Raw genomic sequence first — 12,270 nt, 5'->3', positions numbered from 1 at the left:
TGCCCGATCGATTTCAAATTCTGAGAAACACTGCTGTCACCGCCGCATCGCCCAAGCCTCCGGCATCTCAAACTTCAATCGAAGTGAATCCCCATTGTAACTTGCCGACATTTTCCGGAGCGCATCGAACATCTTTTTGTCCGAATCGTTCTGCGGTTTGATCCCGAGCGCTGACGGGGTTTTCTTTAACAGTTCAATCGCGTTGGCGGCGATCCAGGCTTTGGCTTCGCTGTCGAGCTTCGCGACCAATTCGGTTGGAAATACCCCTCTCTCGTAAGACACCGCGTAACCGAAAGAACGCACCAGACCGATCGTATCGAAAATTGTTCCGAGGATACCGAAACTCGCCAGGTCGAGCAACTTGTTCAGCACCTTGAAGGCGATCCCGGCTACGAGTTCATAATCCTCCGGAATCCCTGCAAAGAACATTATCGGCCTGCGTTCCGCGGCGATCTGTCTCCAAACGGACGCGAACGGCTGTTTGCCGACTATCGAATTGCGCGGACGCGCGAGAATGTCTTGAACTTTCCCGATGGCTTCCTTCGTGCCGACGGCGACGAGTCCATCGCGAACCGGCAGGACATACGAACCGTCCGCCGGATCGACATAGGCCGTGCCGGCGCCGATCCGTTCGGCTCTCCAATCCTTCGAACGCGCAAACCGGACGATGCTCCGGGCGTTGAAGTTCCCGGCAACGACCATTCCCATTTTCCGGGAAGACGTCGGGTTGATGTCGGTAAAAACGACCCATTCCGAGACACGCGTTTCATCGAGTCCGATCTGCCCGACGGCTCGCGAGAAACTGTCGCCGTTGACGATCGGGCGCAACTTATCACTCGTCCGGACAACTGCCCAATCGACGCGAAGCACGACGGCCGATTTTTCCGGGACAAGCGCGACGGCGGAAATGCCGCGCTGAGCCTCAACGATCGTCGTCAGCCCAAGGAACACGATGATTGAAAGCAACAATTTCTTCATTGATTTTCAGCCGATCACGGCCCCGTTTCACGATCCGAATGGACCTTTCTAGAGCGCGTCCTTTCGTTTTAACGCCGCCATTGTCAGGATCAGAAACAGGATGCTGAACAGCGCCAGAACAAAAAGATCCTTTTGGACCCGACTCCCATACGCGTCCGAGATCGCCGAATCCGATCTCTTGTCGAGGACGTTTTGGTATTCTTCGACCGTCATCCGCGCCGCCAGATCGTCGCGGGCTTTGAGGTCGTTTATCGAAACCTGATGGGCAAGCGCGTCGATCGTCCAACGCGCGGTCATCAGCGCCGCAAAGGGCTTGACGCCCCCGAGGCCTTCGGATTTTTGAACCGGATCGGCGATCTTCGGAATTTCGGTCGGATTGTTCGGATTCACCTTCGGCGGATCTTTTTCCTCGCGCTTGAACTTGTCGTATTCGGCGACGGTCGCCGGCTTGCTCGTTCGCAGATTGACGTAAAGGTCGTCGAGCGGTTTCAGAAACCCGCTCAGAAGCAGTTGCGGAATGAGAATCAGCGGCAGAATGCTCATCGCCTTTTCGGTCGACGAAACGAGCGCCGAGAAAAAGAGCCCGATCGCTGCGCCGGCAAGCAAAGTCAGGTACAGGATCAGCGTCAGCATCGGCAGATCGACCGACGAAAACCGTTCAAACTGTGTCAGGATGACGACGAATAGAAAGCACTGGATCAATCCGATGCCGCTCAGGATCGTAAACTTCGACATCACGTACGACGGTATTTTCAGGTTGACCAGCCGTTCCCGGCCATAGACGCCTGATTCCGAAACGATTTCACGGATCGCGTTGTTCGCCCCAAGCCACATCGCGATGACCGCGGCAATGAAAATCGTCCGGCCGTCGTTCGGCGTGTCGTCGGTGATGACCGACAGAATGAGCGCGACGATCGGCGCCTGTGCCAGAAGCAGGATCGTGTTCCGAAAATCCTTGAGTTTTATCTCGAGGCAGCGCTGCGTCAGTGTCCACCATTGCCCGAAACCGAAATTCCGTTCGGCGCCGGTCTGTCGGATCTGGCCGCCAAGACTCAGTCCGCCGCTCATCATCTCCTGCATTTCGCTGAAGCGGCTCGCGACGTATCTTTGGAATTGCGGCGATCTTTGGAACGCGGTGCTCGCTTCTTCCGGAGTCCGCTCGCCGAGCCGACGGTAGATCTCCGTTGGTTCCTGGCAATTGAAATATCGAAGCGATTCCTGCGGCGGCCCGAAAAAGGCCAGTCGGCCGCCCTTGGTCAGCAACGCGACGTGGTGCATCGAGTTGAACTTCTCGAACTTGTGCGTGACCATCACGACGATGCGCCCTTCGTCCGCAAGTTTACGGAACAAGAGCATCATATTCTCCGTCGTCTCCGGGTCGAGCGGCGATGTCGGCTCGTCCAGAAAAAGGAAATTGGGCTTGGTGATCAATTCGATCCCGAGGCTCAGGCGTTTTTGCTGACCGCCTGAGAGTTGCCGGAACTGGTTGTGGCGCTGGTCTTCGAGTCCGACCGTTTGGATCACTTCGCCCACGACCTCGTCGATCTGTGCGCCAATGGTTCCCGACGGAAGCCGCATCTTGGCGGCGAAGAACAGCGTTCGCTCGACCGTCAGCGCCTCGTGAAGAATGTCGCGCTGCGGCACGTAGCCGATCGAACGGCGCAGAAGATCGAAGTTGGTGTAGAGATCAAGATCGTTGACGTAGACCGCGCCGCTCGACGCCGGCCGCATACCGTTCAACGCATCCATCAGGGTCGATTTCCCGCATCCCGACGCGCCCATCAAACCGACGAACTCTCGCGGATAGAGAGCGATCGAGACGTCCTGCAAAACTGTCTTGTCGCCGTAGCTTTTGCTGACCTGGTAAGCCGCGAGACGGCTCGCGCTCAGATCTTGTTTACGGACGTCGCGGCCGTTGACGGCAAGCAAGAATCCGCCGATCGTGACCCAATCCGATGGTTGAAGGAGCCGCGGAGAGCGAAGGACATCGCCATTGACGAACGTCCCGTTGGTGCTTCCGAGATCTGAAATTATCGGCTGCTCGCCGCCTTGGTAGGTCAGTTCCGCGTGATGACGCGAGACGCCGGGGGCATCGAGCACGATCTCGTTGTCCGGCGCGCGTCCGATGCGGAGCCGCGACGTCAGCTCGACCCGGAAGACACTGGTCGCGGTCGGCGGCTGGTGCCAGGCAACCGTTCGGTCGCCGGACAGCGCTTCGACCGGGATCGAGCTTGCCGAAACGTGCGGGTCGAAGGCCCGCGCCTGATTCGCTCCCCTGAAGGCAAAGACGATCGTCTGCCCGATCCCGAACTCGACCCGGTCGCCGTCATTCAAAAAACAGGCGTCGATCGGGGCGCCATTGACGAACGTCGATTGACGGCTGCTCATATTCTGGATCACGCTTTGTCCGTCGGCACGGACCTCGATCACCGCCTGCAACCGCGAGATGAATGGTTGGTCAAGGACTATCTGGCACTGCAGCACATCGCGGCCGACGATGGTTTTGCCCGTGTTCAGTTCGTATATCTGATTGTTGACCGCGATCAGGCTTGGCATAGGTACTTTGAGCGCGACTCTCTGACGGCGAATTCCCGGTTCATTATCTTACTCCTTTCGATTTGACGGTCACGGCGCGATTCCGAGACATTTAAGCGTCGCTTTCGAGACGCCGATCTTCAGAAGCTCGTCGTATTGATAGCCGATGCTCTCATCTGCACCGATCTGTTCCCAGTTTCCTCGGCTCAAACGCCACAACGAGCCGCCGCCGGCAAGTCCCCGCATATCCTTGTCAAGCAAAGTTTGGCTGACATCGACGACGTTGCCGCATCTTTTCGGAGACTTATCTACGGAATGCTTCAAATCTCCGGTTGAGAGCTCGTAAACAAAACCGCTCAGCGACACAAAAACCGTATCGCTCGTATGGAAATTCGGCTGGCGGATCTGTTCGACGATCTTTTTGAAAAGCTCCGCGATTTCCGGTTGCAAGATACTGTCACGACTCTTTCCGATTTCCGAAAACTGAATATCCAAAGCCCGTGTTTCGGGGCAGCGCTGAAAATCGAAGTGCCACCATTCGGACGGAAGGACCCGAAATCCGTCCTCTTCCATCGCCGCACGCAGGGTTTCGCGGTTTTTCTTTTGCGTTTCCGTCGCGCCGGAGTAATCGATCGCCGCACGGGCGGTGAAATCGTCGAAATCGGTCGGCATTTCGAGATTTGCTCCCGTTTCGATGTCAAAAAGGCCCAGATCGACCGCGCAGCCGCGGTTGTGCCGCGAGCCGTTTTTCGGATTGGCGACGTACTTCTTCTTTTCGGGCGGAGTGACTTCCCAGAATAGCTTTGTAGCAGAAAGCGGGCGGTAACCATCGAATACTACAAGTCCGAGATCGCGTTTCCGCAATCTCTGGTGGATCCGAACCAGCGAGTCCGCCGCCGGTCTTTGAAGGAATGCACGCGCTTCTTTGTAAATGATCCGGCCGACGAAGTTGTTCGCCGTCGCGTATCGGATGTCGAGTTTGATGGTGTTGTCGAGTTTGACGAGTTCGACAAGTCCGTCCTGTTGAACCGCCGTTTCGGGCGTCGGCAACGTGACGATGTTCGTGATCTCACTTGGCACCGCCGGACTTTCGATCTTTGCGCCCTCAAAATCCGACGGCTTTCGGGCAACGGGGTTCAAACAGGCCGCAAAGACGCCGATCGCGAAGAGCGCCGCAGATATCGTGATCAAGAAATTCCTGTTCATCGCATTAAGTCACATTACGCTTCTATTCAATCTGACCATTTCCGGCCGATGCCCAACTTCTACCCGGTTTTGAACGTTCTCACTCAATCCCGTTCTGTGAATCATCGCCGGAGCACGAAATTGCCATTGATGCTCCGTCCGCTCATCGTGCGGTTGTTCTCCGCGAGCGAGAGATTGTACCGGTCCAGAATGACCAAACCGTTCGGATCGTCTTTGCGCACGCCCCGCAGAGAGAGTTGGCGCGTCACCGGATTGTAGGTTCCCTGGACGTATTCGACGGCGGTCAACCCGACCTTGTCGATCTTCTTCGGATTCGACGTCCGTTCCAGCGTCCATACGATCTGACCGCTGACCTTCCCGTTGTCGTCGGCGAAACTGGCCCGGGCGGAGAAGTCCGTCGTTTTCGATTTCCAATCGCCGGACCACGCTCCCGCCGGGGTAATCGAAGGATCGACCGGCTTTTGGAAACCGGTGTTGGCATTGGTCGGCGGCGTGGCAGAAACGGTCCCGGGGGTCGGGCTTGAGTTCGCCTTTGGATTCAAGGAAGAATCATTCGCGCCCTGTGCCGCCGGTCCAGTTTCGGTATTGCCGGCTTTCGACGATTCCTGACCCGGGCGCATCACCAAGAATAGTGTCACCGCGATCAACGCCGTCGAGAGCACGCCGATGACGAGATAGAGCCATTTCGACTGGCCTCCAGCCGCAGTTTGCGGGGCGGCGACCGGGTGCGGAACAAACTGCGTCGGCACTTCACCGGACAGAGGAAAGGAAACGGTCGGCGCGGGCTCAACCGCGGGAACGAGCGGCGTTCCATCCTCAAGGCAGAATATGTTCTCCTCTTCGAAAAGCTGGTTGCATTTTGGGCATTTCTTCATATTCGTCATCGAATCGTGACCGAGACGCTGAAATTCGTCGGTCCGCATTTGTTCTTCAGATTGATCCGATTGTCGCCGTCGACCGTCATAAAACCGAGGCTCGTTGAATCGTTGTCAAAAGTCACGCAGTCATTATCGGAGATGACGCTCGCATTCAAGGTCTGCCCATAGCGGCATTTGAGCAGGAAAATTCGTTGACCGCCATCGGCGATTCCGCCGCGTTCGACGTGGGTGATCTCCCCCTTGTTGAATTTCATCCGCGAGGTGATGATCGGCGGACGTTCGCGAGGAGTCGGTGTTTGTGGTGTGCTTACGGCCTTGGTCGGAGTCGGTTGGGCTTTTTCAGATGACTTTACGACGGTTTTGTTCTCGCTCTCGGGCGGTTGATTTGCGACCGGCGGAGGACTCCTGAAGAACGCAATATAGCCGAAGATCACCACCAAGGCTCCGAGCAGACCGATCACGGGAATGAGCCATTTGGCGGAATTCGCCGGTTGCGCCGCCGGCGTCGGCGGTTGTGTGAACACGACGGTCGGCACTTCATTCGAGAGTGACGGGGAACTCGCGACAAACAGCACCGATCCGTCGTTTTGGCAGAATTGATTGTCGTCTTCAAAGTAAGAGCCGCATTGCGGGCATTGTCTCATATAGTTTCTCTTGAAAAACTATTTTGCGGTCAAATAAAAGGAGCGCGGCTTGCTTCCGTCGGGCCGGGTCCAGGTTCCGCTCATCGATCCATCTTGGCCGATCCGCCCGGAGTAAACGCCGGTCACGACGTTGATGTCGCTGTATTCATTCATCTCGAACCACCCGTCGTTGCCGATCGATCCGGACACCGTGATTTCCGTCGACGACCTCCGGCTGAAGACGCGCCCGCCTAGCGAGGAACCGCTCCGTTGGAGCCGCATCGTGATCGAATCGTTGTCGGCCGTACCGCCGAAGGTCTGATTGAAGTTGCGCGTCAGTCGAAAGCCGCTCGGAAGCGGCGCCGTGTTCATAGCCGGCCGATTGTCCGCGGCTGCGACATTCATAGCATACGTCGAGGGATTGTTTGCCGCCGGCTTGACGGTCGGCGAGGCCGCGTTCGCGGCAGGTGGCGAAACATCGGCCGCGGGACTGCTCTCGATCTGAGTCTGGCGGACGGTTTCGTGTTCGCCGGATTTCGATCCATAGAAATACGCCCCCATCCCGACGATGATCACTGCCAGCATTCCGATCACGGCGTAAAGAAGTGAATTGTTCGCGGCCGGCGGAGCGTGTGGCTGCACCGGTAACGCGAATTGCGTCGGAACTTCACGCGACGGAACGCTTTCGAGAGGTACCACCATACGGCTCTGGCTGACGTCGAAAGCCGCGACCAGCGGCATCCCGTCATCGACGCAAAAGTCGTTGTCATCGTAGAAGACCTGGCCGCATTTGGGACATGTTCTCATAGGCCACCACCTGTTAATAGACGTATTTCAATTCTTCGAAGACGATCCGTGCGCCTTCCGGAAGCATCTTCAATTTCAATGTCTTTTGACCGGTATCTTCGTAATTGACTGATCGAAACCGTTGAATAAAGACGACCGTCGCGGAATCGCCCTCAACGGTGATCTGCGGATCATCGACCGCGACATCGATCACGTTCCTGAACATTTTAGACCGGTCATTCATCCAGACGCCGTAGTTCATCCGTGATTGGCGGCCGCTTTTCGTCCGCTTGATCCCGAAAAACTGCTGCGCGTAGCAGTTCTTGTAGGCGGCGAAACTCCGCTCGTTCTGTGACTTTTCCCAACGGGCGAGCAAGCCGCGCACGGCTTCTGCGCTCAACGGCGGCGTTTCCGGCGACCCAATTGCGGTGTTCACATCGGGCGTCGATGCCGCGACCGCCTTGTTCGGGGCGCTCACCGCTTTTTCCACCGCATCTTGCGCCGACGGCGACGGTGCTCGGAAGGCCAGGGCATAGATCACGATCGATAAAGACAAAATGACCAACCCCATCGCGCCAACGACAAAATAGATTCCCGTGCCGGTTGATTTGTGCCCTATGCCGGCGACGGTCGGGATATACGGCACTGTCGGGGCCGGCGATGATGCCGGGGTTGCCGAGTTCTCAAGCGGACTGCCGTCGTCAAGGCAAAAGTCGTTATCACCATCGAAAAACCGGCCGCAACTTGGGCATTTTTTCATAAGCAATTAGCGATGTGCGGATTTCGCGAATACTCTGACGCAAAGTTCAGTCCGCAACCGATTCCAAATGGTTCACACTTGGAAGATCAACTGAAAAGGGAATCGCGCACCGCTTTATCTGCTTGTTTTGCAACAAAATCGGAAATTTCCGTTGATTTCGGTTTCGACGCCGGGAACTGCGGGATTTCCCATAGTTGATCCGTCTGTCGCGAGAAAATCCACGACGGTGGCTCTCATTTGACGCACCGTTCGCCGGCGCCATTCGCTGATGTCCCGGGATTTGCGTCGCAGATGGTGCGAACGGCCCACCACGCGCACTTTACCCGATCTTTTCACGGAAGAATTCCGCCGCTAGCCGTGCCACCTCTTCGAGCGTTCCGGGCTCTTCGAAAAGGTGCGTCGCGCCGGGAACGATCTTCAGCTCGGGTTCGCAGTTCAGTTGGGACGCTGCCGATTCGTTGAGGCCGATGACGATGCCGTCGTTGCCGCCGACGATCAGCAGGACCGGTGCGCGAACTTTTGCGAGGCTGTCGCCGGCAAGGTCAGGCCGGCCGCCGCGCGAGACCACGGCCCCGATCGCGTCCGTCGCCCGGGCCGCCGCGACGAGGGCTGCCGCGCCGCCGGTGCTCGCTCCGAAGAGGCCGATTCTGAGGTCTTTCGTTTCCGCCAACGTCTTCAACCAGTCGACCGCATCGAGCAATCTCCCGGCCAATAGCCCGATGTCGAACCTAAGGTGGCGCGTGTACATTTCGGCGATTTCCTCGTCACGTGTAAGCAGATCGAAAAGGAGCGTCGCAATTCCCGCTTTTTGAATGATCTCGGCAACATAACGGTTTCGGACGCTCTTCCGGCTGCTGCCCGAACCGTGGGCGAAGACGACAATTCCCTTTGCCTCCGGCGGTATCGCGAGATCGCCTTCCAAAACGACATTGCCCGACGGTATCCGGACCTCGCGGACGGTTGTCACTTCATTTTCCATATCAAAATCCGGTCGGAAACGTCTCGGGTGCCTCGCTCGGGTCGAACGCGACGGTGCGTTCGAGCGGCTCGACCGCCCGCGTTTCATCAATATGTATGACCGCGTCGAACTGCGCCGAAACCCGCGCCGCGAAGTAATGGCTCTGCCGTTCGGTTTCGGGGCGGTAGATGACGCCGATCGCGCGCTCCAAAAGGTCGTTCCCGAGCGCTTCATACGATCTCGTGCCGATGCGCGGGATCAGCAAGAATCTATTGGCACCGACGCGATGGAACATCTCCTCGACGCTTCCGCTGAGAGCCGGTCGGACCAGTTTCCGCTGGGCCGGTTCGTCCCAGTTCGACGTGGCCGTGACCGTCCCCGTGTAAGTCGTGAATCCGACCAGGTAACAAGCGTTTCCATAGCGTTCGCGCGTCAGTTGGCCGACGTTCCATTCGCCGCGGCGTCCCATTTCGGTCGCCCGCGCGTCGCCGAGATGAGAGTTATGCTCCCAAACGACGATCCGCGCCGGGCGCTTGTTTTCGTTTGAAATGAAATGATCGAGTTCGGCGAGCGTTTCGGACATATGCCGGTCACGGAGATTCCAGGAAGAGACGTCGCTGCGGTACATCGTCCGGTAATACTGTTCGGCGTTTTTCACCAGCCGGGCGTTCTGCGCGGCAAAAAAGTAATCGTCGCGGGCGACGCGGCCGTCGCGCCGGGCGAGGTCGGCGGCACGCCGGTTGAGGTCGATGAGCTGCGACACCACCTCGCGCTCGCAGGATTCCGCGATCCCGAACGCCGTCGCGTAACCGTATGCTTGGGTGTCCTCGCCGAAATGGTCAAAACAGGCGTAGCGCGAGCGCGCTGTTTTCGCGGCTTCCTGATCGACCCTGTCGAGGTAGCTGAGCACGGCCTCGATCGATGAATGAAGGCTGTAGAGATCAAGACCATAGAATCCGACCTTTGCAGAGCCTTTGTCGAGATCGTCGTTATGAATTCGAAGCCAGCCGATGAAGTCGAGGACATCGGCATTTCGCCACATCCAGGCGGGAAAGCGTTTGAATCCGCCGAGAGACCCGACGGCGTCGGTGTCGGCACCGTCGCCGCGGACGTATCGATTGACGCGATATGCGTCAGGGAAGTCCGCCTCGACGGCAACCGCATCGAAACCTTTTTCCTCGATCAGCCGTTTTGTGATCTGCGCGCGTTCGCGATAGAACTCGTGTGTGCCGTGGGAAGCCTCGCCGATCAGGACGAAACGCCGGTCGCCGATTGCATCAAGCAACGGATCATAGTCGCTCACCTCGCCGGCGCGCAGTTCGAACCTCTCGCCTCGGACCACGTCATCGATCAGTTCAAGTTCGTATCCGAACGCCATACCGTCACCTCGCAACAGTCGCTTGGCCGTTTTGCCCGATCGCTTCGGCTCGCGCCAGCAGATCGAGGACCTCGTCGTCGGTCGTCTGCGAAAAATCGCGATACCACATACCGACGCCGTAAAAGGGCTCGGGCGTCGCCGAGCAAACGCACTTCACGTCGGACATCTCGTCGAGTTCTCGACAGGTCTCGGCGGCGCCCACCGGAACTCCGACAACGATTCGTGCCGGGTGCTTCGCGCGGACAGCCTGGACGGCCGCCCGCATTGTCGCGCCCGTTGCGAGTCCGTCGTCGACCAAAATAACGGCCTTTCCTTTCAACCTCGGCGGCGGACGCAGTCCACGATAATCGGCTTCACGGCGGACAATCTCTTCGCGTTCGAACGCTGTGACGGCTTCGATCTGTTCTTCGCTGATTTGGCAGGAGCGGACGATGCCGTCGTTCAGAACTCGTGTGCCGCCGGTCGCGATCGCGCCGAACGCGAGTTCGGGCTGCCACGGAACGCCGAGTTTGCGAACGACGAAAACGTCGAGCGGCAGGCGGAGTCTAGTCGCCACCTCGAACGCGACCGGAACGCCGCCGCGCGGCAGTCCCAGTACGATCGCGTCAGTGCGGCCCGCAAACTCCGATAGCCTCTCGGCCAAATCCGCGCCGGCCTCTTCACGGTTTTCAAATGTTCGGAACATCTCCGTTACCTCCGGCTTCTAAAATCAATCGCGCAACTGACGTGCCAATCGATCACTAGCTCTAACTGCTGTGAAAATTACATTTGGCGCCGGGCGCAGTTGACGGGAACCTGCGGGAAGCGGGGGAAAATCCGCAGATTCCTGGAAATAGCGCGCAGACCGGATCTTCGGTCGTAAACGTCAATCCGTCGTCTCGATACGATCCGGAGGACGATCGACGCCGGTCGGGCCCGCATAGTAATCGAGACATTCGGTCTCGCGTCCGCGCACGATCCGTTTGCCTGCAAACTCGCCGCGCGTCGCGTCGACGACCGTGAATTGGCGCTGCGCGTGATCGGTATCGTAGTAGACCACGACCCAATCGTCGGTTTTTCCGAGCTCGTGCGCCCGAGCGGTGTTCGAGAAAAGCACAGTATAATGATGGCCTCTCCGAACGGTATGAAGCACGGGCAGCCACGCTTTCTGCCCGGGATTGAAACGCTGAGGCGCGATCTTGTGGAGCGTGCCGGCATCGGCCTTTTCGCGGTATTCGCGATCGACGTCGAGAATCTCGGAGATCGGAGGTTCGTCCGAACCGGAGTCTCCGTGGCCTTTCGGAACACGTCCTAGCCTCGCGGCAAGCGAGTCCCGGACGCCGGCGATGCGTTTCGCGCCGAATCCCCTGATCCGCGCCAGGCGTCCGTCGTAAGCTGCCAATTCGAGTTCTTGAAGCGAGTCAATGCCAAGTTCCTCGTGCAGCAACTTCGCGAACTTGCGTCCGACGCCCGGTACGGATGAAAGCGTCAGCAACGGATCGACCGAACCGCGAAGTCGGTCGAGCATCGGAAGCCGGCCTGTTTTGACGATCTGGAAAAGCAATCCCGCCAGCGTTTGTCCGATCCCGGGCAAGTCGTCGAGGCCCGCTAGTCCCCGCTCTTCGACGATCTCGTCAAGCGGCCGGTCGAGTTTTCGGATCATATCGGCGGCGCGCAGATATGCGCCGATCCGAAACTGATTCGCTCCCTGAAGCCCAAGTATTTCGGCGACTTCATCCAACTTGGACGCTATCCTCGCGTTGTAGGCGTTCATTTCGCGCATCGCGGCTTCCATATTGCACCTCTTCAGTTCGATCCCGGCGGCCGGCGGATAACAAAAACAACCGCAGGATCGTACGATGTCACTTGGCCGATCGGTGCTTCGTTTGCGAGCCAATCGCACTTTTTTCGGTTCGAAAAGCAATTTCAAATTGCTCTGCAGAGCAGATTCAACGATCGGATTTCGCGGAACGCGTACCAACCCACAAAATGCGTCAAAACTGCTTCGACAATTATTGTGACTGCAAAACCCGTGCCTTTGAAAACGGCAAGAAACGGGCGATTTTGTAACTTTGCGTAGAGTCGCCGTAATCAGACTGGGAAAAACAACGTCAGGAGCGGGTGTTTTTGCAAGGGATGGAGTCGCTTGCCGGAGCGCGCCGGACCGTGACCGCTACACCTTGACACGT

Annotated in this window: 11 protein-coding genes; all 11 read right to left on the bottom strand. The window is 57.9% G+C overall.

Annotated elements, in window-relative coordinates:
• Nucleotides 1-36: 36 nt before the first annotated feature.
• A complete protein-coding gene (locus tag IPN69_23610; protein ID MBK8813697.1) occupies nucleotides 37-978 on the bottom strand; it encodes a hypothetical protein in 942 nt (313 codons plus the stop codon).
• A 48-nt stretch (nucleotides 979-1,026) separates the two neighbouring features.
• Nucleotides 1,027-3,534, bottom strand: coding sequence for an FHA domain-containing protein (locus tag IPN69_23605; protein ID MBK8813696.1), 2,508 nt, complete (start codon nucleotides 3,532-3,534; stop codon nucleotides 1,027-1,029).
• A 69-nt stretch (nucleotides 3,535-3,603) separates the two neighbouring features.
• Nucleotides 3,604-4,719, bottom strand: coding sequence for a M15 family metallopeptidase (locus tag IPN69_23600; protein ID MBK8813695.1), 1,116 nt, complete (start codon nucleotides 4,717-4,719; stop codon nucleotides 3,604-3,606).
• A gap of 101 nt (nucleotides 4,720-4,820) precedes the next feature.
• On the bottom strand, nucleotides 4,821-5,642 hold the full coding sequence (locus IPN69_23595; GenBank protein ID MBK8813694.1) for a hypothetical protein: 822 nt from the start codon (nucleotides 5,640-5,642) through the stop codon (nucleotides 4,821-4,823).
• On the bottom strand, nucleotides 5,600-6,241 hold the full coding sequence (locus IPN69_23590; protein MBK8813693.1) for a hypothetical protein: 642 nt from the start codon (nucleotides 6,239-6,241) through the stop codon (nucleotides 5,600-5,602). Before IPN69_23590 ends, IPN69_23595 begins: the two co-directional genes overlap by 43 nt.
• Before the next feature lie 18 nt (nucleotides 6,242-6,259).
• Entirely contained in the window at nucleotides 6,260-7,027 is a 768-nt protein-coding gene (locus IPN69_23585) for a hypothetical protein (GenBank protein MBK8813692.1), read from the bottom strand.
• Nucleotides 7,028-7,040: 13 nt separating this feature from the next.
• The gene (locus IPN69_23580; GenBank protein MBK8813691.1) at nucleotides 7,041-7,766 is read right to left on the bottom strand and encodes a nuclear transport factor 2 family protein; all 726 of its coding nucleotides are present in this window, start codon (nucleotides 7,764-7,766) and stop codon (nucleotides 7,041-7,043) included.
• A gap of 319 nt (nucleotides 7,767-8,085) precedes the next feature.
• Nucleotides 8,086-8,745 (bottom strand): dienelactone hydrolase family protein, encoded by a 660-nt coding sequence (locus IPN69_23575; protein MBK8813690.1) that lies wholly within the window; start codon nucleotides 8,743-8,745, stop codon nucleotides 8,086-8,088.
• A 1-nt stretch (nucleotide 8,746) separates the two neighbouring features.
• Nucleotides 8,747-10,102, bottom strand: coding sequence for an erythromycin esterase family protein (locus tag IPN69_23570; GenBank protein ID MBK8813689.1), 1,356 nt, complete (start codon nucleotides 10,100-10,102; stop codon nucleotides 8,747-8,749).
• Between the two features lie 4 nt (nucleotides 10,103-10,106).
• Nucleotides 10,107-10,787 carry a phosphoribosyltransferase gene (locus IPN69_23565; GenBank protein MBK8813688.1) on the bottom strand — a complete coding sequence of 227 codons (681 nt, stop codon included), beginning with the start codon at nucleotides 10,785-10,787 and terminating at the stop codon, nucleotides 10,107-10,109.
• 180 nt (nucleotides 10,788-10,967) lie between these two features.
• Nucleotides 10,968-11,876 (bottom strand): DNA-binding protein, encoded by a 909-nt coding sequence (locus tag IPN69_23560; GenBank protein ID MBK8813687.1) that lies wholly within the window; start codon nucleotides 11,874-11,876, stop codon nucleotides 10,968-10,970.
• Nucleotides 11,877-12,270: the final 394 nt, after the last annotated feature.

Source organism: Acidobacteriota bacterium, assembly GCA_016715115.1.
Classification (GTDB): Bacteria; Acidobacteriota; Blastocatellia; order Pyrinomonadales; family Pyrinomonadaceae; genus JAFDVJ01.
Note: the sequence above shows the minus strand (reverse complement) of the source record. Positions and strands in the feature narration are given on the sequence as shown.

What these genes read in the sequence shown, in the direction of transcription:
- IPN69_23610 (MBK8813697.1), bottom strand. Translation starts at nt 978, where the DNA reads ATGAAGAAATTGTTGCTTTCAATCATCGTGTTCCTTGGGCTGACGACG.
- IPN69_23605 (MBK8813696.1), bottom strand. Translation starts at nt 3,534, where the DNA reads ATGCCAAGCCTGATCGCGGTCAACAATCAGATATACGAACTGAACACG.
- IPN69_23600 (MBK8813695.1), bottom strand. Translation starts at nt 4,719, where the DNA reads ATGAACAGGAATTTCTTGATCACGATATCTGCGGCGCTCTTCGCGATC.
- IPN69_23595 (MBK8813694.1), bottom strand. Translation starts at nt 5,642, where the DNA reads ATGCGGACCGACGAATTTCAGCGTCTCGGTCACGATTCGATGACGAAT.
- IPN69_23590 (MBK8813693.1), bottom strand. Translation starts at nt 6,241, where the DNA reads ATGAGACAATGCCCGCAATGCGGCTCTTACTTTGAAGACGACAATCAA.
- IPN69_23585 (MBK8813692.1), bottom strand. Translation starts at nt 7,027, where the DNA reads ATGAGAACATGTCCCAAATGCGGCCAGGTCTTCTACGATGACAACGAC.
- IPN69_23580 (MBK8813691.1), bottom strand. Translation starts at nt 7,766, where the DNA reads ATGAAAAAATGCCCAAGTTGCGGCCGGTTTTTCGATGGTGATAACGAC.
- IPN69_23575 (MBK8813690.1), bottom strand. Translation starts at nt 8,745, where the DNA reads ATGGAAAATGAAGTGACAACCGTCCGCGAGGTCCGGATACCGTCGGGC.
- IPN69_23570 (MBK8813689.1), bottom strand. Translation starts at nt 10,102, where the DNA reads ATGGCGTTCGGATACGAACTTGAACTGATCGATGACGTGGTCCGAGGC.
- IPN69_23565 (MBK8813688.1), bottom strand. Translation starts at nt 10,787, where the DNA reads ATGTTCCGAACATTTGAAAACCGTGAAGAGGCCGGCGCGGATTTGGCC.
- IPN69_23560 (MBK8813687.1), bottom strand. Translation starts at nt 11,876, where the DNA reads ATGGAAGCCGCGATGCGCGAAATGAACGCCTACAACGCGAGGATAGCG.